The sequence below is a fragment of the Pseudomonas sp. DTU_2021_1001937_2_SI_NGA_ILE_001 genome (assembly GCF_032463525.1).
Lineage (GTDB): Bacteria > Pseudomonadota > Gammaproteobacteria > Pseudomonadales > Pseudomonadaceae > Aquipseudomonas.
Map to the genome: position 1 here is coordinate 653,882 of NZ_CP135971.1, position 21,643 is coordinate 675,524.

The window sequence follows — 21,643 nt, forward strand, 5'->3', positions numbered from 1 at the left end:
CAAGCCAGCCAAGGCTCCCGCTCTGTGCACAAAGCCGAGCGAGCCTAGCACCTGTTTATTCATACAGTAAAGGTTTGCAAAATGACCAATCCGATCGTTCCATGGATGGGCGGCAAGCGCCGCCTGGCCGACCGCTTGATCCCTCTCTTTCCTCCTCATGAATGCTATGTAGAAGTCTTCGCCGGCGGTGCCGCGTTGTACTTCATGCGGCCTCAGCCCGCGCCTGTAGAGGTCCTGAACGATCTCAACGGCGATCTGGTCTGTCTTTACCGAGTGGTGCAGAACCACCTCGAAGAGTTCGTGCGCCAGTTCAAATGGGCATTGTCCAGCCGCCAGATCTTCGAGTGGCAGAAGATGACCCGGCCGGAAACGCTGACCGACATCCAACGCGCTGCCAGGTTTTTCTACCTGCAGCAGCATGCCTTCGGAGGCAAGGTCAGTGGACAGACCTTCGGTACCGCGACCACTGGGCCGGCCATCAACCTGCTGCGCATCGAGGAGAATTTGTCAGCGGCGTGGCAGCGCCTTGCTGGCACGTATGTCGAGAACCTGCCGTGGCAGGAGTGTGCTGAGCGGTACGACCGGGCGCACACGTTCCAGTACATGGACCCGCCGTACTGGCAGACCGCGGGCTACGGCGTGGGCTTTGAGTTTGACCAGTACCTTGCCATGGCGGACTTCATGCGGCGCAGTAAGGGGAGGGTGATGGTCAGCATCAACGATCACCCTGATATCCGGCAGGCCTTCGAGGGGTTTCACTTCGAGACCTTGGATATCCGCTATACCACGGGCAACCAGCGGACCAGCTCTGCGAGCGTGAGCGGGGAGCTGGTAATCATGAACTGGGTCCCTTCTGCGCTGGGCGGCCTATTCTGAGCCGCGCCACACATGCCGGATTCAGCAACGCCAGGTGCTGGACATCATCGACTGGCAATCATTCATCACCGTGAAGCCCTGGCCAGAGCATAGGCGACAGAGAAGAGGGAGGTTGTGGTTAGTTCCCTAGAACGGGCTCACAGCCGCAGCACCTTCCAGGCCTCCAGCCCCCGGTCGTCGTTGTAGTCGTCTGTCATTGACTGTCGCGCGTGCCCCAACAGCGTCATCGTGTCGATACCCTGCTGGCGGTACAGCCGCTCTGATAGCGAGCGAATCTCGTGCAGGCTGGGAGCGCGGCGCTCCTCGCCCCACGGGCGGCCAGGGACTGCTGTCAGCAGGCCTTCGCGGAATGTGTTGCTGAGATGGCCGGGACAGTAGGGCGTGCCGTCCGGCTTTCGCAAGAGCGTTGGGCCTGGCCCGCCGTGCTGTGTCAGGCGTTCTATTACATCTCCCAGCTGCAGGTCTGCCGACTCCAGGCGCAGCGCAACTGGAAGGGCGATGCGGCGCCCCGTCTTCTGCTGCCTGATTCGCAACTGCCCGTCGACCACATCACTGCGTTTCAGCAGCGTCAGATCGGCCCGGCGCTGGCCGGTCACCAGCGCGAACTCCAGTGCGAGCACAAACCAGGTCATGCCCCGTCCGGAGGCCCAGGCATGAACCGCCTGCCAGTTCTCAAGCGTCAGGCGCGAGCGGAGCGGGCGGGTGTGCCAGTAGCTGATCGGGGCCGCAGGGTTGTAGTTGATCTTCCGGGCGATGATTGCCGCGTTGAACATCTGAATCGCCTCGATGCGCACCCGTCGCCGCATGTACGGGGTCCCGGCCTGCTCCAGGGCCTTCAAGATATGGATGATGTCCATCGGCTCGACGTCAGCCAGAGGTCGGTCTGCCAGCGGCGCGCGGATGTGGCGAATGTAGTTTCGGCGGTTCTGTAGCGTGTTCTGCTTCAGCGGCAGGGAGCTGATCAAGCGCTCGTAGATCTCGCACCACTGACCGACTGAGATTTCCGGGGCGTTAAGCATCCGGCCTCCTTCGTACGTGTGATTTGTGAAGAGCTGCCTGCGCGGCAGTAGAAAGAGGCACGAAGCTTGCCCGTAGGCACGCCACATGTCGATTCGGCTGCCGAAATTTAGCTGAAAGGCGCTTTTTAGCTGTTCAGCAAACCTGCGGCGTGGCGCTAATCATCAGCGCTGGTGCGGCGCCACCTAGCCGGCATGGTCGACGGGCAATCGTTCATCACCGCAAAGCCATGGCCCGCACAGTGCCGGCAGTCGTCTCGTTCTGCGACCTGACCCCAGCACGTCGTGCACCGGCTGAACACTGAAAAGTCCCGCCGCACCCACCAGCTCCAGTATTCCTTGAAGTCGGCCTGCTCAAGATGCAGGGCGCACATTTCCCCGGCCAGACGGTAGGCGTCAGGATCGCATGACCTGGTGCACGTCACGCCCTGAATAAGCCGACTGGTTTCCACCAGCGCGAACCATTCACCGTCCCGCCTCAACCACCTGCCGAACAGCCTGGCGTGCTCCACACCCTTGTGGCTGCGCTTATGGATGAACGTCAGGTCCTCTTCATCGATGTAGCCGGCAATCAAGCTGGAGTCGAACTCACCCCAGCACAACAACGTCCCCGAGAGGATGCCGGCCTTATCGCCGCTTCGGTTGACGACTGCATATCTGGAGGCCGGGTGAGCCCAGCTTTCCCGGCCCCGCTCAACCCAGTGCGCTACGGCTCCGGTGATCAGATCGGCCATGTCCAAACGCTCAAGCGGATCTATCAGCCTGGCAGCGAGCATATCGTCTGCCAGGTGCTGGAGCTTCGTTGCTTGCTCTCGCATGCGTAGCGGCCACCAGAATTCATCGTTGAGGGTCCTGTGCCACTCAGCAAGCGTCAGGTCGCGGATAGGGTCTGTCATGGGAACTGCTCAATACTGTTTATAAATACAGTAATTGAGCGGGTTGGCTTGGTACAGGAAATGCCGATAAAGCGTAACGACTGCCCAGGAGCGCATCGCTGAGCAGTCGGCCGGCGGTCAACAGGGTAGGTCGGAGCCGGCGGACGACAATGTACCCGCTACGACGGTCTGTAGACAGGATAGGTGTGTTGCTGGGTATGGTGAAGTGTTTCGGCAGAACGCCGGGGGAAGGTGGGTAGATGCATGCAATATCGGCATAGTGTGCCGAGCATTAGGAGCGGCATTCCAGGGGCTTCTGCGGGCAAAATATTAGTCCGCAAAGACTTTTTGCCCCCTGGAAACATTGGTTGAAAAAAGGTTTTTTTGGGGCTTGTTGCGGACCGAAAATCACCCTGCAGGCCGCATAAATATTGAATCTAACCAAGGACTTAAAATCCCTCGTTCTTTGAACGTGCCGGTTCGACCCCGGCTCGGGGCACCATAGATAACTCAAGGGCTTGCAGAAGTTGTGGCGGGGAAATTCGGTTAGATAAATTGCCGCAATTCTCAAATCGTGCCGCAATTCACTTGTTGAGGTGACCTTTTTGCCTCGGCGATTCCTGATCCCTGATTACTGTTCAGTCATAACTGCCATTGTGTGTCCCAGCGGATGCCTGGCTTGAGGATATCGCCGGTCGATTCGGCCTGTCAGTACCTGTCTTGGCGCGCAGATCCCTCGTCTGAAAGTCCTTCTCCGCAACGCCAGCCTTCTCCCGCACCTCGTCGAATCCGTTGCGCAGCATTCCAACACTGAAAGCCTGGCCACCATCGGTGACTGCACCCGGTATCCGGCTGTTCGCCTCCTGATCAGACTGAGTACTGTTTCCAGCTCATCTACAGCCTCAATGCGCCGTTTTGCATTCGTCTTGCCTTGCACGACGCATATCCAACCGTCTCGGATGCTCGCTTCATCCATCTCAAGGTGTCGCTTACTCGCCGGCCCGTGAGATGTGCCGGGCCCATCGCATCCTTGAGTCCGGCATCGGCTTTGTCGCAGGTGCTCATCCCCTTGGGGCGCTGTACAAGCGTTGCTCTTCGCGCCGACGAACAATTTCAAGCTTGCGCGCAGGTGAGGGCGTTCGCTCGGCGTTTGGCACAAGCGCCGGCGCGAGTTATGTTGAGGCTATTGGATCGCTGAAGGAGGTTGGCATGTGGTGGGTGGGCCCCGAAAAATCCAGGTTCAAAATTCAACGACGTATATCGTGCGGCGTCCTGGCCTTGGCGATTTTCTTCTTGGCAATGCAGATCAACGCCTACTGCTCAGGAGAGGCCCTGTTCACTGACGTGCTGGGTGGGGTCTTCCTGACGGCGCTGGGTGGCGGCATGTTCTATATGGCGGACAAATGGTGACCCTTGCCGACGTTAACTTGCTGGCGGGATTCGAGCGTGTAGAGGGGAAGTCGGGCCTTACCTCAAACCAAGGTCCGCTCTAAGCTGGCCTTGGTAGTCATTTCTAAGTGGCGGAGCCAGGGCGTGATGGGCCTGCAGAGCGTGACCTGGTGCTTGACCTTGCAATGCTGCGCAGCGCTTGGCCATTGGCGGATGCTGTTTCTCGCTCAGCCTATCCGCGTTCATGCTCCGGTGCTTTCGGGTTTCTTGCGCACTGGGCTCCTGCGTACTATCAAGGGCAGTAGTCTGCGGCCATAACGGCACGGCTCACACGGGTCCCAGAAGCCTTCAGCTCCCCGCAGGGTCGGGCCTGGAGGCCAATTCTGCGCGTCTTCTATTCATTTTGGCGACCAGGCGGGTGGCGAAGCTATCTTGATGAGGGTCGCCGAAATGGAACAACGCCGTGGCGCGCTGAGCGTCAGGGTCACAAGGTTCATTCGCGTGCAGGCTTCGATAGCCCCAGAAAAAATACAGATTCCCAGGCTTGAGCTTTAGCGCTAGTGGCTTTAGAAAACCAGATGTAATGAGGCTGGTGATTAGGTTTCGCGCAATATTATTCTGTATGGCGGCTTTCTCTAAAATGTTTACCCAGACGTTATCTCGGGGGCTTCGTATATTGGGAAACATGATCAAGTCTCCATTTTTCTCTCCTTCAGTCGGTATCAGCAGCGGCATCAGCATCGTCACCAGTGAGGCGTCGAAATGATAGCGATTGGACTCACGGAGCCCGCCTTTCCCCTGGACGCAACGTAAAACAGCGGCAATTTCATCGCTGCGTGCGATGGTTTTCGTGGAGTAGTAGTAAAGATCTGCCAAGAGCTTTCTGAGTGCTTTTTGCTCTGCGAGACGGCTCAGTAAGTTTTCACCGATCTGATCTTTGCCATGAAAGGCGAAATAATTCCCTTTCTGTCGCTCGTTCGCTGCGCTGACATTCGATTGGAGCGACTTCAAGGCATCTGGAGGGATGGCATTTTCCCAGCAATGGTATCCGTGGCTTTCAATGTCTTCAGCGATCGCTGCAACTGATGAGAAAGGTTGTTCGGGTAATTTCCACATAAGAGGATTCCAGGAGCTGGGCGCTACTACTGGAAACGCCACCGGTTCGGGTTGGGTGGGGTCGTGATTTGAAAAAAAGCAGCGTGCTGCGCCTGCGATAGGCAGGCAGAGGTCAGTTGCGCTCCTCAGCGATGCAACTTCCGGATTCTGACGATTGACGCTTCATGACTGGATGACGCCAGAAAAATGCGTCGCAGAGCGAGTGGGCGTAAAAGATCATTTTCTATCGAGCCCCTGTTGGTTAATGAGTCGTGCCACGTCTGGGTGATTCATCTGTCGACGGTGTTGTCTGGCTGGCACACACCGCTGGTCCCGCGTGTAAAGCAAGGGAGACCTCTCGTTCCGCTCAAGCCGCGAATGCGCTGGAGGCTGGCCTGGGTTTGTAAGCCGCGTTGAAAGCGGGCATGCGCTTCTTACCCGAAACGTGGAGGGGAAATTCGACATGTCGGCCTCCGCCATTTCAAGCCCAACCCCCTTCTGGCGAGCAGTTGCAGTTAAGAACGTCTTCGATTTAACGGCAAGTAACAAAGTGGCGGTTTGATGACCGCTGGTCGTCTTATTGCAGGATGTTGCGAGCCCCCTGTGCGTTGGGTGGGCACGAGACTGCTGATCGGTATTTGCGAGGCGGTGTCTCAAGGGCCACAAAGAACCAGTTGTGAGTCAGTCGATCTGCTTACAGTGCTTCAAAGGACGTAAGGAGCCTGTGATTCATCAGCAAGCGTCTTTCCATCAGCAGGATCGGGCGCGGGGCTATCGATGAGTCTGCCCACGAACCCTGATAGAGGCCGAACTCAGGAGACAGCTTGGGCACGCTGGAGAGGAGGGGGCTGACTTTTCTTGCAGGCAAAGAAAAGCCCGCGATGGGGGAGCGGGCTGAAGATGACACACTTGGATTCGTGTACAGATTATGACCTTGTGTGTGAAAAGCTCGTGAAGCCCATGTCAGCATTTCGGAGATTAGCGCCATCGAGTCATCTCACGGTCAACACGCCTTAGAGGCGACGAAAAGTGATGACCCAGACCCATGGATTGTCATGCCACGCTTGATGCTTGTCGCTGTATTCCCACCAGGTGGCGAAGGCAATCACGGCAGTGGGGCTCAGGCCGCTGTAAGGCGGTTCCAGGTGATTCACGAAGTAGGTCTGTGCGCTGTCGTGAATGGAGTAGAAGCCTTCCTGCTGCGCCTGCTCGTCGGTGATGTCATGCAGGCGTTCGGTCTGGATGTCGGTCACCTCCAGGGTTGCGCGCGATGCGCGGCGAGGCATCAGGCGCCCGGGTCGATGCCACCAGCGTGGCGTCTGCTCGGAGAAGGGCGTGTCGAGCAGCGGGCCGGGCGCCGTGAACTGGTAGTCCTGACCTGATTGAAGAGTCATGTCGATGAAGTGCCAGCCGAGGCGCTTCTGGTTCGCGCGCTGGGTTACTTCCCAGCGGCCGTAGGCGTAGAAGTCTTCCTTGAGCCACAGATGCACCCCAACCGGGCCGTAGGGGCATTCACCGGCGGCGTGGTGGTTAATGGCCCGGCGGGTGACGGTTTTTCTGTCTGTGATGATGAGGCGGGCCATTTCCGTGGTGAAGCAGATGTGTTTGTCCACGATGATCCGCCAAAGATATGAGGGGGCATTACACCACGTTGCCGGGAGTGGGCCGTAGCGGTCGTCCCGAGTGGGAGAGTACTTCCGATGAAAGGCCCGGTTCAGGCTGCCATTCGTGAATGTCAGGCCAGCACCGCGACACCCTTGATCTGCGCCCACAGCGGTTGCCCAGGGTGCAGCTGTAGTTGATCCCGCGAATAACGGGTAATGCGCGCCAGCAAGGGGGTGCCGTCGGCATCCAGCTGAACCATCACATGAGCCGGGTGATCGGCCGGCACCTCGCGTACTACCTGCACGGGCAGGCGATTGAGAATGCTGCTCTGCTCATCGAACTGGCGGCTCAAGCTGACGTCTCTGGCCTGTACCTTGAAGCGCAGGCGCTGGCCCTGTGGCAACGCCGCGTGGGCCAGTCGCACGCTCTGGCGGCTGCCGGGCAGGTGCAGGGTCAACAGTTGGTAGTGCGGATCATGGCTGCCCACTTCACCCTCGATGACCACACCAGCGTCAGGCTCCATCGCGGGGGGCAGGTCGAGGCGGGTGAGCACCTCGTTGAGTGGGCCGCTGGCGATCGCTCGGCCTTCGGTCATCAGCACCAGGTGGTCGGCCAGGCGCGCCACTTCATCCTGGGCGTGGCTGACATAGAGCATGGGAATACCCAGCTCGGCCTGCAACTGCTCCAGGTAGGGCAGGATCTCGGCCTTGCGCCGGGCGTCCAGCGCCGCCAGGGGTTCGTCGAGCAACAACAGGCGTGGACTGGTGAGCAGAGCACGAGTAATACCAACCCTTTGCCGTTCGCCGCCGGAGAGTGCGCCCGGTCGGCGGTCCAGCAGGTGGCCGATGCCCATCAGCTCGATGGCCTGGTCCATCTTCACGATGCGTTGCGCAGGGGCGATGCGCTTGTAGCCGAATTCCAGGTTGCCGCGCACATCAAGATGTGGAAACAGGCTGGCTTCCTGGAACACGTAGCCCAGCGGGCGGGCGTGGGGGGGCAGGAAGATGCCGCGCGCGCTGTCCTGCCACACTTCACCTCGCACCTCAATGCGCGCCTGCGGAGCCCTTTCCAGGCCTGCCACGCAACGCAGGCAAGTGGTCTTGCCCGAGCCGGAGTGGCCGAACAGCGCCGTTACCCCCCGGCCAGGCAGGCTCAGGTCCAGGTCGGTGGTGAAAGCGCCGAGGGTCAGTTTGAGATGGATGTGCAGGCGGTCTTGCATGTTCAGCTCCATAGCTTTTTCTGGCTGCTGCTGCAGTACAGCGCCAGCAATACCAGAAATGAAAACGCCAGCATGAAGCCCGCCAGCCAGTGGGCCTGGTCATAAGCCATGGACTCGACGTGATCGAAGATCTGCACGGAGACAACGCGGGTCTTGTCCGGGATGTTTCCTCCAATCATTAATACCACCCCAAACTCCCCCACCGTGTGCGCGAACCCTAACACCGCGCCCGTCAGGTAACCAGGACGAGCGAGGGGCATTACGACCTTGAAGAAGGTGTCCCAAGGCCCGGCACGCAGCGTGGCGGCAACTTCCAAGGGGCGTTGGCCGATGGCGGCGAAGGCGTTGTGCAGCGGCTGTACGACGAAGGGCAGGGAATACACCACCGAGCCGACCAGCAACCCGGCGAAGCTGAAAGTCAGCGTGCCCAGGCCGAGGCTCTGGGTCAGTTGCCCGACGAACCCGTGCGGCCCCATCAGCAGCAGCAGATAGAAACCGATCACCGTCGGTGGCAGCACCAGGGGCAGCGCCACCACGGCGCCCACCGGCCCCTTGAGCCATGAGCGGGTGCGGGTCAGCCACCAGGCGAGTGGGGTGGCGATCACCAGCAGGATCAGCGTGGTCATCGACGCCAGCTTGAAGGTCAGCCAGATGGCCGCCAGGTCACTACTGTCCAGTGGCATTTACAGTGCGTACCCGAAGGACTTGATCACCGCGCCGGCCTTGGGCCCCTTGAGGTATTCGACCAGCGCGGTGGCGGCGGCATTGTCCTTGCCCTTGTTGAGGATCACTGCATCCTGGCGAATCGGCTCGTGCAGGTTCTCTGGCACGCGCCAGGCCGAGCCCGCGGTCAGCTTGCCGTCCTTGTACACCTGCGAAAGCGCCACGAAGCCCAGCTCGGCATTACCGGTAGAGACGAACTGCCAGGCCTGGGTGATGTTCTGGCCTTCCACCAGGCGCGAACGTGTGGCGTCACTCAGACCCAGCTTGTCCAGCACTTGGGTAGCCGCCAGCCCGTAAGGGGCTGTCTTGGGGTTGGCGATGGACAGGTGCTTCCAGGTGTCGGCCTTGAGGATTTCCCCTTTGTCGTCGACATAGCCTTCCTTCGGCGACCACAGCGCCAGCGTGCCGATCGCGTAGGTGAAGCGCGAGCCCTTCACGGTTTCGCCTTCCTGTTCCAGGCGCGCCGGGGTGCTGTCATCGGCTGCAAGGAAGACTTCGAACGGTGCACCGTTCTTGATCTGCGCATAGAACTGCCCGGTGGCGCCGAAGGCCGCGACCAGCTTGTGCCCGGTGTCCTGTTCGAACGCTTTGGCAATGGCCTGGATGGGCGCGGTGAAGTTGGCGGCGACTGCCACCTGCACGTCGTCGGCCTGCACGGGCAGGGCGGTCCAGGCGGTGGCCAGGGCCAGGAAGGTCAGTGAAGCGGGCGAAGAAAGCAGGCGCATGCGCAGGTGTTCCGTAAAGTAATGAGGGAAGGTGTCAGTTCGAATCTTTCGCTATGTAGTTGAATATATAGCGATGCGGGCCATGCGTGGAAGCCCCGGATGCTGGCAATGTGCATTGCGCCCCGGACAGGCTGTCATCCGGCTGTCACTGTTCATTGATGTGAGCGAGTGGTACCAGCGGTGCTGGGCGAGGGCGTCTTGCCGATGGGTGCACGCGCCGATTGACTTGTAAAACAATCGGTCTAATATCTCACCCCATGACCGAACCCATTACCAAGCCCCGGCGCCCGGGGCGTCCGCCAAAGCTCGACCGGGACAACCTGGAAACCCGCGACGTGCTCATTCGTCGCGGGCTCGAAGTGCTGACCGAACAGGGCTTCACTGCCACCGGGCTGGATTTCCTGCTCAAGCAGGTGGGCATTCCCAAGGGCTCGTTCTACAACTATTTCCCCAGCAAGGAAGCCTTCGTGCGCGTGGTTCTCGACCACTACGCAGACTACTTCGCACGCCTGCTCGACCGCCACCTGCTCGATGAATCCATGTCGCCGCTGGAGCGCCTGGTCAGCTTCGTGCAAGCCGCCAAGGCAGGCATGGCACGCCACGAATTCCGCCGTGGCTGCATGGTCGGCAACCTGGGCCAGGAAATCGGTGTGCTGCCAGAAGGCTTTCGCCCGCTGTTGGAGCAGATCCAGCAAGACTGGCAGGCGCGCCTGGCCACCTGCCTGCGCAGCGCCCAGGCCGCCGGTGAATTGCCGCACAGCGCCCATTGCGAAGACCTGGCGGCGTTCTTCTGGATCGGCTGGGAGGGTGCCGTATTGCGTGCCCGGCTGGTACAGGGCGAGGCACCCTTGAACACCTTCATCGCGGGGTTCCTGCGCGGCTTGCCGCAGTGACTCTTTCAGCTCGGTTTTTAAACGATCGGTCTAAAACGGAGGCAACATGAGTACATTCAGAGGCATCCTGATCGACAAGGACGACAGCGGCTACCAGGTCACGCTTACCCGGCTGGATGAGCAGTCACTGCCCGAGGGCGATGTGACGCTGAACGTTTCGCATAGCACGCTGAACTACAAGGACGCCCTGGCGCTCACCGGCAGTAGCCCGATCGTCAAGCGCTTTCCCATGGTCCCCGGTGTCGATCTGGCCGGCACGGTGCAGGCCAGCCAGCATCCGCGCTTCAAGGTTGGCGAGCAGGTGCTGCTCAACGGTTGGGGCGTCGGCGAGGGCCACTGGGGCGGTCTGGCCGAGCGCGCACGGCTCAAGGGCGACTGGCTGATCCACCTGCCCAGCGCGTTCACCACTGCCCAGGCCATGGCCATCGGCACCGCTGGCTACACCGCCATGCTCGCCGTGATTGCCCTGGAGCAGCACGGTGTCCGGCCAGGTGACGGTGAGGTGCTGGTCACCGGCGCCAACGGTGGCGTGGGCAGCTTCGCCGTGGCCCTCCTGGGCAAACTGGGCTATCAGGTGGTGGCGTCCACGGGGCGGCCGCAGGAGAGCGAGTACCTCAAGCAACTGGGCGCCAGCGCGATCATCGACCGCAATGAACTCAACCAGCCCGGCCGGCCATTGCTCAAGGAGCGCTGGGCGGCGGTGATCGACTCGCTGGGCAGCCATACCCTGGTCAATGCCTGCGCCGCCACACGCTATCGCGGCATCGTCGCCGCCTGCGGCCTGGCCCAGGGCATGGATTTTCCCGGCAGCGTGGCGCCGTTCATCCTGCGTGGGGTGACCCTGGCCGGCATCGACAGCGTGACCCGCCCACTGGCCGACCGCGAACAGGCCTGGGCGCGCCTGGCCACCGACCTCGACCCGGCGCTGTTGCCGCTGATCAGCCGCGAAGTGGGGTTGTCGGAGGTCATCGACCTGGCGCCACGGCTGATCGCCGGCGAGGTTCGTGGTCGGCTAGTGGTCGATGTGCGCCGCTGAGCGTGCTAAATCCAATACTGTTCGGTTAGGCGCTTTGCGGCGTTATGCGGCTCGGTAGGAGCGGCTTTAGCCGCGAAAACGCCAGGAAACCCAGCGCATCTGTGGTGAACATACGGTCGTTTCGCGGCTGAAGCCGCTCCTACCCGGTCTAACCGAATGCCGTAAAGTCAGTCCCCAGAACTCCGAGGATCGCTTCACCCGTGTCAGACCAACCCCCCGGCGCCTCGCGCGCCCAAACCCTCGTGCTGCCGGATGTCAGCAATCCATTGCGCCTGTATCTGGCGCGGCTCGCACCGTCCAGCCGGCAGACCATGCGCTATGTGCTGCAGGACGCCGCCGACCGTCTGGGGCTGGGCGATGCGGACATCTTCGAGGTGCCCTGGCACAGCTTGCAGCCGGGGCACGTCACCGCGCTGGTGGCGACCCTGCGCGATGACGACTATGCGCCCAACACCACCTCGCTGTATGTCAATGCCATCCGCGGGGTGATGAACGAAGCCTGGCGCCAGGACCTGATCAGCCACGACCAACTGCTGCGTATCCGTTCGGTCAAGCCGATGGCCGGCACACGGCTGGGCAGGGGCCGCAACATCCGCCGCCACCTGATCCGCGACCTGCTCGACGTCTGCGCCGCCGACCCGCGCCCGCAGGGCCTGCGTGATGCGGCGATCATCGCCATCCTGTATGGCTCGGGCATGCGCAAGTCCGAGTCGGTGAACATCGACCTGGCCCAGGTCGATTTCGAGCAGCGCTGCCTGTGCGTGATGGGCAAGGGCAATCGGCAGTTGATCAAGTACGCGCCGGCCTGGGCCTTCGAGAGCCTGCAGCGCTGGCTGGACCTGCGCCGCGCGCAGTTGCCGGCCGGGCAGCCGGACGATCCTTTCCTGTTCAACCGTATCCGGCGCGGCAGCCACATCACCCGCGAGCGCATTACCAAGCACGCCATCTACTTCATCGCTCGCCAGCGCGGCCAGCAGGCCGGGGTAGAGATCATGCCGCATGATTTCCGCCGCTCGTTCATCACCCGGGTCATTGAAGAGTTCGACCTGTCGATTGCCCAGAAACTCGCCCACCACACTCATATCGCCACCACCGCCAGCTACGACATGCGCCATGAAAACGAGCGCCGCCGGGTGGTCGACGACCTCGATCTGTAGCGCCATCTGACTATCGCACGCATAAAAAAGGCCACCGCACGACGTGAGGTGGCCAAACAGATCTAACCAAAGGTGATGAAGGGAGCACTGCCCGCTTGCCGGAGCAAGGCAACCGGGCTGTATTCATCGCGGCGCAAGGTAACACCTACGCGCGCGAAAGCATCATTGACGTTATCGATAGTGACTATCGTTATTCATTGCTTGGCCATGAGCCAGGCGATTTCGTCTGCGGACACTCCGGTGACCGATCGGTCTGAATTCAGCTCTCCCACTGCGCGAACACCTCGCGGGCCGCGCTCAAACCGTTCAACGCCGCCGGAAAGCCTGCATAGACGGCCATCTGCATGATGACCTCGATGACCTCTTCGCGGCTTACGCCGACGTTCAGCGCAGCATGAATATGCACCTTCAACTGGGGGGCTGCATTGCCCATGGCGGTAAGCGCCGCGACCACGGCGATTTCCCGGCTGCGCAGGTCCAGGCCTGGCCTGGAGTAGATGTCCCCGAAGGGAAACTCGATCAGGTAGCGGGCAAAGTCCGGCGCAATCTCGGCAAGGCTTTGCACGACCTTTTCACCTGCTTGGCCATCAATCTCCCGCAGCTTTTCCAGCCCGCGCTGGTAACGGTTTTCGTTGTTCATCGGCGTGTCCTTCTTCGGCTCGTGAAGCGCCTGCCAGGCCTTGCTCGAGCGCGCGGTAGTGCTCGATCTTGGCTTGCAGGGAGCACACGGACAGGCGCATCGCCTCCATCTGGGCCAGCACCTCGGCAAGGTGGTCTTCCAGCAGATGGCGACGGTCCTGCACTGTGGTATCCCCGGCGGCGCGGAGTCTTGCGAACGCCTGCATCTTGCCGATGGGCATCTGCGTGGTTCGCAAGCGCAGCAGGAATTCGATCCAGGCCATGTCGGCCGCCGCGTAGCGCCGTTGCCCGCCAGGCGCGCGACCCACCGGGGCGATCAGTCCGATGCGCTCGTAGTAGCGCAGGGTATGGGCGCTCAGGCCAGTGCGTTTGGCGACTTGGTCGATGGTCAGATCAGATTCCATGGGGACAGCCTAAAAGTTAGAGCGCGCTCGAAGTCAACCACTGTAGGGCATGCCCCAGAAACGAAAAAGGCCGCGTCCCGAAGGAGGCGGCCTGGTGGGCTGGCATTGCGATCAGCCGTGGGCCGAGCAGACATCACTGAGGCGCTGGTAGTGCAGCTCGTGCTCCACGCCCTGGCTGTCGAGGTAGACCATGCTGGCGGTGACGGGCTCGCACAGGTCCGACTCTGGCGTATCGATGCTCAGCACCTTGGCGACGTCCAGATGCTGGGCATAGTTGTACTGCTGGGCGTCAGGCTGATCATTGGCCGAAGCCAGCACGCTGAACAGTGAAAGGGCGGCGAAAAGTACGTATTTCATGGCGATCTCCATCTACATCAGGGTGCAAAGTCTTGAACTTGCTTTGCCTATGGCGCTCATTCTAGGGACGCCCCCCGTTCGCCAGAAATGGTGCCTGTCGATACAGGGAATCACCGAAAGCGATAGCGTTCCGCGGCGGCGACCGATGGTTGCCATCGAAACCCTCGATGCGTGCCTGCCGAGCTATCGAGCCATCCGATAGCGGCCCTGCGCCGTGGCTTTCATGCTGGTCCGACCTGAAACAAACGGACTGCAGAGCATGGAAAAGTTCGAGATTCACCGAAAAACCCGCTTCGACGCACTGGTGCATGAATACGGCCTGGATGGCAGCCGCCTGCTGCCCTGGGAGGGCTACCCGATGCCCTTCGCCGGGGGCTGGTGCGTAGTACGCCCAGGCACCACCACCGAGACCCACACCCAGATCGACCAGGAAATCTTCATTGCCATGGAAGGCAATGCGCGCCTGGTGATCGGCGACCGGGAAATGAGCTTCAGCAAAGGCGACATCGCGGCGATCCCCAAGCACACCCATCACTACGTCATCAACGACTCGGCCGAGGACTTCCACTTCTACGTGATCTGGTGGGACATGAACTACGTGAACGACTTCATCGCCCGCCACGACGAAACCACGGGGTGTCTGCATGGCTAAGTTCATCGTCACCATCACGCCGCCAACCCCCAATGGCGACCTGCACATCGGCCACATTGCCGGGCCGTTTCTCGGTGCCGACGTATTTACCCGCGTGCAGCGCCAGCGCGGCCACGACTGCGTGCTGCTGTCGTACTCCGACGACTACCAGTCGTACATGCTGCGCAAGGGCCTGGAGCAGGGCGTCGAGCCCATGGAACTGGCACGCCGCAACAGCGACCGCATCGAAGCGTCGCTGGCGGCGGTGAACATCCAGCCGGATATCTGGATGCGTCCATTCGACAACCCCTGGTTCCACCAGGCCGTGAGCGAGGTCTTCGCGCAACTGCGTGAAGCCGGTGCCATCGAATTTCGCGACAGCCAAGAGGCCTGGTGCCCGGCCTGCGACAAGTGGGGCTATGAGGCCTTTGCCCGCGGCCTGTGCAACTACTGCGGGCATGACTCGGATCCCAGCCAGTGCGAGCAATGCGCGCAGGCGCCGGATGCAGCGTTGATGAGCGGCCTGTACTGCAAGCTCTGCCACCAGCCACCGCAGTTCAAGACCACCCACCGGGCGTTCCTCAAGCTGGCCGAGTTCAAGGGTGTCTTGCGTGAGCGCCTGCTGGGCCGCCAATGGCGCGAACCGCTGGACGCCTGGCTGCGCGACACCCTGGAGCACCTGCACGACTGGGGCGTGACCCGACCGCATGACGGCGGGCTGGACCTGGCCGCCGACGGCTCGTGCCGGGTGCACACCTGGTTCATGGGCCTGGCGGGCTACATCGCAGCGTTTCGTGAATACGCCGACCGCGTCGGTCGTCCGGAACTGTTCAACCAGTACTGGCGCTCGGGGCAGGGCACCCTGGTGAACTTTCTCGGCTTCGACTGCGTGTTCAGCCACTGCGTGGTCTACCCGGCGCAACTGGCGGTGATGCAGGACCTGCGCGTGCGCCAGCAGTTCATGCCCAACCAGTTCCTCAAGCTCGACGGTCTGAACCTGTCCACCAGCCGTAACCACGCCATCTGGGTCGCCGACCTGGCCCGCGAGGCCTGCGCCGACAGTGCGCGCCTGTACCTGGCGAGCATCGCCCCGGAGCAAAGCGAGGGCGACTTCCGCCTGGCGCACTTCCAGCGCTGGCGCAAGGAAGTCTTCGAAGACTTCTTTCCGGCGTTGCTGCAGGCCGGTCCTGCGCAGCGTGACCAATGGTGGAGCGGCTACTGCGGCGCCGATGCGGCGCTGCTGGAAGCGTTGCGTCAGCAGTGGTGCAAGGCCACCGAGCTACGGCATTTCTCCATGCGCCAGATGGCCCAGGTACTGCTGGACGCCATTGCCATCACCCGCGGGCGCCTGGCCGAAGGCCGGCCGGTCAGCCATTTCGCTGCGTTGATCGCCGTACTGGGCAATGCGCTGATTCCGGAAACCGCCGGGCACTTGCTGACTGCCTACGGCCTGGCCGAAGAACGGGTCACGGCCAGGGTGCTGTCGGGGCCTGCCGCCGACTATTCGATCTGAGCGGAGCCCCGATATGGATATCGACTATCAAGTCACGGTGGTCGGCGCCGGCATCACCGGTGCCAGCATCGCCGCGCGGCTGGCCAGCCAGGGTCTGAGCGTCGCACTGCTCGACCAGGGCAGTATCGGTGGCCTGGGCGCCAGTGGCATCTCGGGTGGGCTGGTGCGCCTGTACGACCTCGACCCACTGCTGATGCAGCTCACCGCACATGCCTTGCAGGTGATGCAACAGGCGCCATTTGCCGCCAGCTACAGCGCGGCCTTGCGCCGCACTGGCGTGCTGTACCGCGCCGGCCTCGACCAGCAGGCCCAGGTGCGGGCAGCCGTCGAGCGACATGCCAGCGCGCAGTACCCGATGTTGCAGGTGCAGGGTCATGCCGGGTTCGCGGCGCGGGCCGATCGCATCGATGTGTACGAGCCGCATGCCTGCATCGGCGACGTGCGCCAGGCCTCGGCGAGCCTGGCGGGGGTGGTGCGCAGTGCCGGCCTGGTGCTGGAACACTGCCGGGTCGAGGCCATCGACTGGCAGGCCGACGGCTCGGCGCAGTTGCGCCTGGGTGAGCTGCGCTTGCGCAGTCGCGTGGTGGTCCTGGCCACTGGCGCCTGGACCCGCCACCTGGCGCCAGAACTGGGCCTGGAATGTCGGGCCATTCCGCTGGCCCGCTTGCACACCGAACGGGCCTGGGCGCTGCCGGTGATCGATGCGCCGTCCGGCAGTTACGCCATCCCGCTGGCGCCGCACCTGGTGCAAAGCGGTGGCGGCCTGCGCGCACGCGGTCAATGGCCGGAAGACCTGCCTGCGCCGGATGCGCGCCACAGCGCCGAGGTGCGTGAGCGCGTCCGGCAACTGGCGGGTGCCGGGCAGGTGCGGGTGCTGGACATCGTGCCGGGGTTCGACAGCTACAGCGCCGACGGTCGACCGCTGCTGGGGTTCGTCGATGAGCAGCGCGGGTTGTACGTGGCCTGCGGGCAGTCCGGGGTGGGTTTCAAGTTCGCTCCGGCACTGGCAGACATTGCCGCCCGTCAGTTGCAAGGTTTCCTGCGCGACGGCCAGCGCGAGCGGGAGCCAGCCTGGGCCGCGTTGTGCGCCCGGCGCGGGGTGCAATCATGAACGGCGCGGCGCTGCGCGTCGGGGTCAGCGCGCTGTTCGACCCGGCGGTTACCCCTCACGCACGGACCTTTATGCGTGCCATGGCCGCCGGGCGCAATGGCATCGCGGCGTTGCAACGGCTGCATTGGCACTGGCTGGACGACGGTGCGGATCCCGAACAGGGCGCGCGAGTGGCCGAGCGTCTGATCGATTGGGGCGCCGACCTGGTGATCGGGCATTTTTCGTCCGACGCCGCGCTGGCCGCCGCACCGCTGTACCGCCAGGCCGGGGTGGCCTTGCTGACCCCGGCGGCGACCGTGGACCGCCTGACCACGCACGACAACGTTCTGCGCCTGTGCCCGGCAGACCGCCAACTGGCGAGCGACCTGCTGGCCTGGGTCGCCCGCCAGGGCTGGCAACGCCTGCATGTGCAGGCTGATTCCAGCACTCACGGCCAGGCGCTGGCGGCGGCGATCGTTGCGGCTCTGGCCGCTCACGGCCTGCAATCGGTGGCGACTGTGCAGCAGGCCGACGCCGAGGTGTTCGCCGGGCGCCTGCGGCCTAGCCGTCTGCATTGGCAGGCGCGGCGTGCCGCTGGCAGCCAGAGGCCTCTGCTGCTGACGGACGATGCGGTATCGCGGCAACTGGGGGCCGCTCTGGTTGCGAACGAACCCACCTGGGCCATCGGTTTCGACCCCGGCCCGGTGGATTGCCCGGCCGCCGGCTGGCATCGCCAGCTGTTCGCCAGCGAACCGGCCACCTACTACCGCGAAACCCTGCGCCTGCTGCATGTGCTGGGCCAACTGGCCGAACGCAGTGGGGCCAGCCGCGCCGAGCTGCTGGCGGCGTTGCACAGCGAGTGCTTCATCACGCCGCTGGGGCCGGTGGCTTTCCAGGGCGGCGAGTGCCAGGCGCTGCGTACCTGCCTATGGCGCTTGGGGCCGGCTGGCTGGCACGCCAGCGCTGACGGCTGATCCGCCAGGCCGACCCTCGTTTTTTTGCTTCAAGGGCGCGTGGTACGCCGGCCTGCCGGTCGTGGCCGGGTGCGCCCGCGACTTTCACTCTCAATCAAGGACGTAACGCATGAGCCTTCCCACTTTCCACGCTGATGCCCTGTGCATCGGCTTCGGCCCGGCCGGTATCGCCCTGGCCTGCGCCATCGAAGACGCCCGCGAGCAGGGCCTGCCGCTCGGGCGCCTGGACCTGCGCTTTCTGGAAGCGGCCGCCGACACCCAGTGGCACCGCGAACTGCTGCTGGACGGCACCGACATCAACCACCACGTGTTTCGCGACCTGGTCACGCCGCGTAACCCGCGCAGCCGTTTCTCCTTCGCCATGTACCTCAAGGACAAGGGGCGGATGTTCGACTTCGGCCTGCTGGGCCGCCCGGCCAGCCGCCACGAATGGTCGGACTACGTGGCCTGGGTGTCACGCCAGGTGAATGCACGCACGCAGTTCGACACCCCGGTGGCCGAGGTGCTGCCGGTGCTGCGCGACGGCCAGCTGAGCGCCGTGCAGGTCGAAACCGCTCAAGGCCGCTTCAGTACCCGTAACCTGGTGCTGTCATGCGGCAGCGCGGTCAACGTGCCGGAGGCATTCGTGCCGCTGCTCGGGCCCAGGGTGTTCCATACCTCGGAGTTTCTTACCCGCCTGCAGGCGTTCGGCAGCCAGGCACCGAAGCGCTGGCTGGTGCTCGGCTCGGGGCAGAGCGCCAGTGAGTCGGTGCTGGAACTGATCGCCCGTGACCCCGGCGTGCAGGTGCATTCGGTGCACCGTGGCGCCGGCTTCAAGCTCACCCAACTGGGCCAGTTTCCCAACCGGGTGTTCGGCCCCGAGCATGTCGACTACTTCCATAGCCTCGACAGCCAGGCCCGCCAGCGCTTTCTCGACTACAGCCGTGCGACCAACTACGCCGGCATCGACCCGGACGAGAGCCAGAAGCTGTTCTCACTCCTCTACGAAGACAGCATCGCCGGCCGTCAGCGCCTGCGCAGCTGGGGCTATCACCAGGTCAGTGCGGTGCGTGAGGAAGCGGGCAGCTACCAGGTGACCCTTACCGACAGCTTCAGCCAGCGCAACCAGACCATCACCGTCGACGCCATCGTCCTGGCCACCGGCTACCGGCAATACCCGGTGCCACCGCTGCTGGCCAACCTGCAGCCATGGCTGCGCAGTGGTGCCGATGGTGGGCTGCTGATCGACCGCGACTACCGCATCGCCACCGCCGACGACTGCCTGGTACGGCTGTGGAGCAACGGTCTGTCGGAGCGCAGCCACGGTATCAGCGACAGCCAGTCGTTCTCGATGATGGCCCTGCGTGCCGGGCGCATCGCCGAGGCCCTGGGCCAGCCCATCCACGCCGTGGCGCGCACCGCCGCGCTGAGCGAGTGACCCGCATGCACCAGGACATCGGCGACATTCTTCACGACCAGACCTTTCTCGATTTGCGCGGCCTCGGCCCGGACTTTCACCTGAAGCTGGAATCGCTCAACCCGGCCGGCTCGATCAAGCTCAAGACCGCCGCCGGGCTGATCGACGACCTGCAGGCGCGTGGCCTGATCCGCCCCGACTCGATTCTCATCGAGTCTTCGTCGGGCAACCTCGGCGTGGCCCTGGCCATGCTCTGTGCGGCCCGCGGCCTGCGTTTCACCTGCGTGGTCGATCCCAACAGTTCGCGGCACAGCCTGGGTCTGATGCGCGCCTATGGCGCCGAGGTGATCGAAGTCGACCGCCTCGACGCCAATGGCGGGTTCCTTGGCACGCGTATCGCGCTGATCCGCGAGCGGCTGGCCAGCGATCCGCGCTACCTGTGGCTCAACCAGTACGAAAACCCCGCCAACCCGCGTGCCCATGCGCGCACCACGGCGCACTCCATCGCGCGCCAGTTCGGCCATGTCGATTACCTGTTCGTCGGGGCCGGCACCACCGGCACGCTGATGGGTTGCGTGCAGTATTTCCGCGAGCATCACCCGCGCACACGTATCGTCGCGGTGGACAGCGTCGGTTCGGTGACCTTCGGCACCCCGGCTGGGCGGCGTTTCATTCCGGGGCTGGGCACCAGCCAGCGGCCACCGATCTTCGACCCCGAGGGCATCCACGCCCTGGAAATGGTTCCCGAAGCACGCAGCGTAGCCATGGCACGCCTGCTGGCACGCACCCGCGGCATGCTGGTGGGCGGCTCCACGGCCACGGTGATCGCGGCGGTGCATGCCTGGCGCGAGCGCATCGAGCCCGGCGCGGTGGTCGTGGCGCTGTCGCCGGACTGGGGCGAGCGCTACCTCGACACCCTGTATGACGATCAGTGGGTGACAGAGCGCTTCGGCCCTGAAGTGCTGGGCATGACCCTGGCCGACTTCAGCATCGAGCCGGACCATACCACCTGTTTCGACACGCCGCAGGCGGGCTTTCACGTGGTCGACGGGCGCAGCGTGGCGCAGTTGCTTGATGCGGACCCGCTGGCCTGCATCGAGGACGTGCGCCAGGCCTACCTGGACCATGAGGCCGGGCGCAGCGTCAATCCGGATAGCTACTTCTTGCGCTTTCCCCAGCAACCGGCCAACCGCATCATCGCTTTGCCGGCGAGTCTGGAGGGCCGCCAGCCGGTGACCGGCATCAAGTGGATTTCCAGCTTTCCGGGCAATGTCGAGGCCGGTCTGCAGCGTGCCTCGGCGGTGCTGCTGCTCAATCGACCGGACAACGGCTATGCCTATGCCTGCCTGGAGGCCTCGCGGATCAGTGCCATGCGCACGGCGGCCTCGGCCGTGCTGGGCGCCTTGTGGAGCCTGGGCGGGCAGCGCTCGGTCGGGCATCTGGCGCTGGTCGGTGCCGGCTTCATCGCCCGCACCCTGGTCGACCTGCTGGTCGCCGACGGCTGGCGCTTCGCGTCGATCAGCGTGCATGACCGGCACGCCGAATCGGCGCAGGCACTGATCAGCCACCTGCATGACCGCCATGGCCTGGAGGCCGAGTTGGGGAGCCTGGACACCAGCCTGCAGGCCGACCTGCTGGTGTTCGCCACCACCGCGCCAAGCCCTTATGTGCATGAGCCCGTGCTGCGCGCCGGGCAGGTGGTGCTCAACCTGTCGCTGCGTGACCTGGGGCCGGCGCTGATCGCCCAGGCCAACAACCTGTTCGATGATGTCGAGCACTGCCTGAAAGCCGGCACCTCGGCAGAGCTGGCGGTGCAGCATTACCAGAGCCGCGCGTTCATCACCGGCACCCTGGCGCAACTGATGCTCGGCGAAATCAGCCTCGACCCGGCCAAGCCGACGATCTTCTCGCCATTCGGCCTCGGCGTGCTTGATCTCGCTGTGGGCCAGCGCCTGTATCGCCAGGCGCTGGCCGAGGGGCGGGCGCAACCCGTGGCGGATTTCTTCTACGAATCGGCGCGGTGGTAAGCC

General features: G+C 63.3%; 21 protein-coding genes. 11 read left to right on the forward strand and 10 right to left on the reverse strand.

Features of this window, described 5'->3' with window-relative positions; translation table 11 throughout:
* The first annotated feature begins 81 nt into the window (after positions 1–81).
* Complete coding sequence (locus RRX38_RS02905; protein ID WP_315961444.1) at positions 82–876, forward strand: DNA adenine methylase; 795 nt, start codon at positions 82–84, stop codon at positions 874–876.
* A gap of 137 nt (positions 877–1,013) precedes the next feature.
* On the opposite strand, the gene RRX38_RS02910 is transcribed toward RRX38_RS02905, so the two are convergent.
* A complete protein-coding gene (locus RRX38_RS02910; RefSeq protein WP_315961445.1) occupies positions 1,014–1,895 on the reverse strand; it encodes a tyrosine-type recombinase/integrase in 882 nt (293 codons plus the stop codon).
* Positions 1,896–2,050: 155 nt separating this feature from the next.
* A complete protein-coding gene (locus RRX38_RS02915; protein WP_315961446.1) occupies positions 2,051–2,788 on the reverse strand; it encodes a hypothetical protein in 738 nt (245 codons plus the stop codon).
* Between the two features lie 1,188 nt (positions 2,789–3,976).
* Between RRX38_RS02915 and RRX38_RS02920 the strand changes: the two genes are divergently transcribed.
* Positions 3,977–4,177, forward strand: a complete 201-nt coding sequence (locus RRX38_RS02920) for a hypothetical protein (RefSeq protein ID WP_315961447.1) — start codon at positions 3,977–3,979, stop codon at positions 4,175–4,177.
* A gap of 327 nt (positions 4,178–4,504) precedes the next feature.
* On the opposite strand, the gene RRX38_RS02925 is transcribed toward RRX38_RS02920, so the two are convergent.
* From RRX38_RS02925 to modA, 5 genes are all read right to left on the reverse strand, one after another.
* Positions 4,505–5,272: a hypothetical protein gene (locus RRX38_RS02925; protein WP_315961448.1), complete on the reverse strand. Its 768-nt coding sequence runs from the start codon at positions 5,270–5,272 to the stop codon at positions 4,505–4,507.
* A 992-nt stretch (positions 5,273–6,264) separates the two neighbouring features.
* Positions 6,265–6,864, reverse strand: coding sequence for a hypothetical protein (locus RRX38_RS02930; RefSeq protein WP_315961449.1), 600 nt, complete (start codon positions 6,862–6,864; stop codon positions 6,265–6,267).
* Positions 6,865–6,986: 122 nt separating this feature from the next.
* Entirely contained in the window at positions 6,987–8,063 is a 1,077-nt protein-coding gene (gene modC / locus RRX38_RS02935) for a molybdenum ABC transporter ATP-binding protein (RefSeq protein WP_410524891.1), read from the reverse strand.
* 14 nt (positions 8,064–8,077) lie between these two features.
* Positions 8,078–8,758, reverse strand: coding sequence for a molybdate ABC transporter permease subunit (gene modB / locus RRX38_RS02940; RefSeq protein WP_315961451.1), 681 nt, complete (start codon positions 8,756–8,758; stop codon positions 8,078–8,080).
* Positions 8,759–9,523, reverse strand: a complete 765-nt coding sequence (modA, locus tag RRX38_RS02945; protein WP_315961452.1) for a molybdate ABC transporter substrate-binding protein — start codon at positions 9,521–9,523, stop codon at positions 8,759–8,761.
* 257 nt (positions 9,524–9,780) lie between these two features.
* Between modA and RRX38_RS02950 the strand changes: the two genes are divergently transcribed.
* The 3 genes from RRX38_RS02950 to xerC all read left to right on the forward strand — a co-directional run bounded on the left by RRX38_RS02950 (position 9,781) and on the right by xerC (position 12,609).
* Positions 9,781–10,416 (forward strand): TetR/AcrR family transcriptional regulator, encoded by a 636-nt coding sequence (locus RRX38_RS02950; RefSeq protein WP_315961453.1) that lies wholly within the window; start codon positions 9,781–9,783, stop codon positions 10,414–10,416.
* Positions 10,417–10,462: 46 nt separating this feature from the next.
* On the forward strand, positions 10,463–11,452 hold the full coding sequence (locus RRX38_RS02955; protein ID WP_315961454.1) for an MDR family oxidoreductase: 990 nt from the start codon (positions 10,463–10,465) through the stop codon (positions 11,450–11,452).
* A gap of 200 nt (positions 11,453–11,652) precedes the next feature.
* A complete protein-coding gene (xerC, locus tag RRX38_RS02960) occupies positions 11,653–12,609 on the forward strand; it encodes a tyrosine recombinase XerC (RefSeq protein WP_315961455.1) in 957 nt (318 codons plus the stop codon).
* A gap of 259 nt (positions 12,610–12,868) precedes the next feature.
* Here xerC and RRX38_RS02965 read toward each other — a convergent pair whose 3' ends face one another.
* The 3 genes from RRX38_RS02965 to RRX38_RS02975 form a co-directional block, all read right to left on the reverse strand.
* On the reverse strand, positions 12,869–13,249 hold the full coding sequence (locus tag RRX38_RS02965) for a carboxymuconolactone decarboxylase family protein (RefSeq protein WP_315961456.1): 381 nt from the start codon (positions 13,247–13,249) through the stop codon (positions 12,869–12,871).
* A complete protein-coding gene (locus RRX38_RS02970) occupies positions 13,197–13,652 on the reverse strand; it encodes a MerR family transcriptional regulator (RefSeq protein ID WP_315961457.1) in 456 nt (151 codons plus the stop codon). Before RRX38_RS02970 ends, RRX38_RS02965 begins: the two co-directional genes overlap by 53 nt.
* A 111-nt stretch (positions 13,653–13,763) precedes the next feature.
* Complete coding sequence (locus RRX38_RS02975; protein WP_315961458.1) at positions 13,764–14,009, reverse strand: DUF2790 domain-containing protein; 246 nt, start codon at positions 14,007–14,009, stop codon at positions 13,764–13,766.
* Between the two features lie 259 nt (positions 14,010–14,268).
* On the opposite strand from RRX38_RS02975, the gene RRX38_RS02980 reads away from it, so the two are divergent.
* The 6 genes from RRX38_RS02980 to sbnA all read left to right on the forward strand — a co-directional run bounded on the left by RRX38_RS02980 (position 14,269) and on the right by sbnA (position 21,640).
* Positions 14,269–14,661: a cupin domain-containing protein gene (locus RRX38_RS02980; RefSeq protein ID WP_315961459.1), complete on the forward strand. Its 393-nt coding sequence runs from the start codon at positions 14,269–14,271 to the stop codon at positions 14,659–14,661.
* Positions 14,654–16,153: a methionine--tRNA ligase gene (locus RRX38_RS02985; protein ID WP_315961460.1), complete on the forward strand. Its 1,500-nt coding sequence runs from the start codon at positions 14,654–14,656 to the stop codon at positions 16,151–16,153. The genes RRX38_RS02980 and RRX38_RS02985 overlap by 8 nt, the downstream gene beginning before the upstream one ends.
* A 13-nt stretch (positions 16,154–16,166) precedes the next feature.
* Positions 16,167–17,264 (forward strand): FAD-binding oxidoreductase, encoded by a 1,098-nt coding sequence (locus RRX38_RS02990; RefSeq protein WP_315961461.1) that lies wholly within the window; start codon positions 16,167–16,169, stop codon positions 17,262–17,264.
* Positions 17,261–18,217 carry an ABC transporter substrate-binding protein gene (locus RRX38_RS02995; RefSeq protein ID WP_315961462.1) on the forward strand — a complete coding sequence of 319 codons (957 nt, stop codon included), beginning with the start codon at positions 17,261–17,263 and terminating at the stop codon, positions 18,215–18,217. Before RRX38_RS02990 ends, RRX38_RS02995 begins: the two co-directional genes overlap by 4 nt.
* A gap of 109 nt (positions 18,218–18,326) precedes the next feature.
* On the forward strand, positions 18,327–19,634 hold the full coding sequence (locus tag RRX38_RS03000; protein ID WP_315961463.1) for a SidA/IucD/PvdA family monooxygenase: 1,308 nt from the start codon (positions 18,327–18,329) through the stop codon (positions 19,632–19,634).
* 5 nt (positions 19,635–19,639) lie between these two features.
* Positions 19,640–21,640 (forward strand): 2,3-diaminopropionate biosynthesis protein SbnA, encoded by a 2,001-nt coding sequence (gene sbnA / locus RRX38_RS03005; protein ID WP_315961464.1) that lies wholly within the window; start codon positions 19,640–19,642, stop codon positions 21,638–21,640.
* Positions 21,641–21,643: the final 3 nt, after the last annotated feature.

Coding starts and splice junctions, on each gene's coding strand:
- RRX38_RS02905 (WP_315961444.1), top strand. CDS start 82: ATGACCAATCCGATCGTTCCATGGATGGGCGGCAAGCGCCGCCTGGCC.
- RRX38_RS02910 (WP_315961445.1), bottom strand. CDS start 1,895: ATGCTTAACGCCCCGGAAATCTCAGTCGGTCAGTGGTGCGAGATCTAC.
- RRX38_RS02915 (WP_315961446.1), bottom strand. CDS start 2,788: ATGACAGACCCTATCCGCGACCTGACGCTTGCTGAGTGGCACAGGACC.
- RRX38_RS02920 (WP_315961447.1), top strand. CDS start 3,977: ATGTGGTGGGTGGGCCCCGAAAAATCCAGGTTCAAAATTCAACGACGT.
- RRX38_RS02925 (WP_315961448.1), bottom strand. CDS start 5,272: ATGTGGAAATTACCCGAACAACCTTTCTCATCAGTTGCAGCGATCGCT.
- modB (WP_315961451.1), bottom strand. CDS start 8,758: ATGCCACTGGACAGTAGTGACCTGGCGGCCATCTGGCTGACCTTCAAG.
- modA (WP_315961452.1), bottom strand. CDS start 9,523: ATGCGCCTGCTTTCTTCGCCCGCTTCACTGACCTTCCTGGCCCTGGCC.
- RRX38_RS02950 (WP_315961453.1), top strand. CDS start 9,781: ATGACCGAACCCATTACCAAGCCCCGGCGCCCGGGGCGTCCGCCAAAG.
- RRX38_RS02955 (WP_315961454.1), top strand. CDS start 10,463: ATGAGTACATTCAGAGGCATCCTGATCGACAAGGACGACAGCGGCTAC.
- RRX38_RS02965 (WP_315961456.1), bottom strand. CDS start 13,249: ATGAACAACGAAAACCGTTACCAGCGCGGGCTGGAAAAGCTGCGGGAG.
- RRX38_RS02970 (WP_315961457.1), bottom strand. CDS start 13,652: ATGGAATCTGATCTGACCATCGACCAAGTCGCCAAACGCACTGGCCTG.
- RRX38_RS02975 (WP_315961458.1), bottom strand. CDS start 14,009: ATGAAATACGTACTTTTCGCCGCCCTTTCACTGTTCAGCGTGCTGGCT.
- RRX38_RS02980 (WP_315961459.1), top strand. CDS start 14,269: ATGGAAAAGTTCGAGATTCACCGAAAAACCCGCTTCGACGCACTGGTG.
- RRX38_RS02985 (WP_315961460.1), top strand. CDS start 14,654: ATGGCTAAGTTCATCGTCACCATCACGCCGCCAACCCCCAATGGCGAC.
- RRX38_RS02990 (WP_315961461.1), top strand. CDS start 16,167: ATGGATATCGACTATCAAGTCACGGTGGTCGGCGCCGGCATCACCGGT.
- RRX38_RS02995 (WP_315961462.1), top strand. CDS start 17,261: ATGAACGGCGCGGCGCTGCGCGTCGGGGTCAGCGCGCTGTTCGACCCG.
- RRX38_RS03000 (WP_315961463.1), top strand. CDS start 18,327: ATGAGCCTTCCCACTTTCCACGCTGATGCCCTGTGCATCGGCTTCGGC.
- sbnA (WP_315961464.1), top strand. CDS start 19,640: ATGCACCAGGACATCGGCGACATTCTTCACGACCAGACCTTTCTCGAT.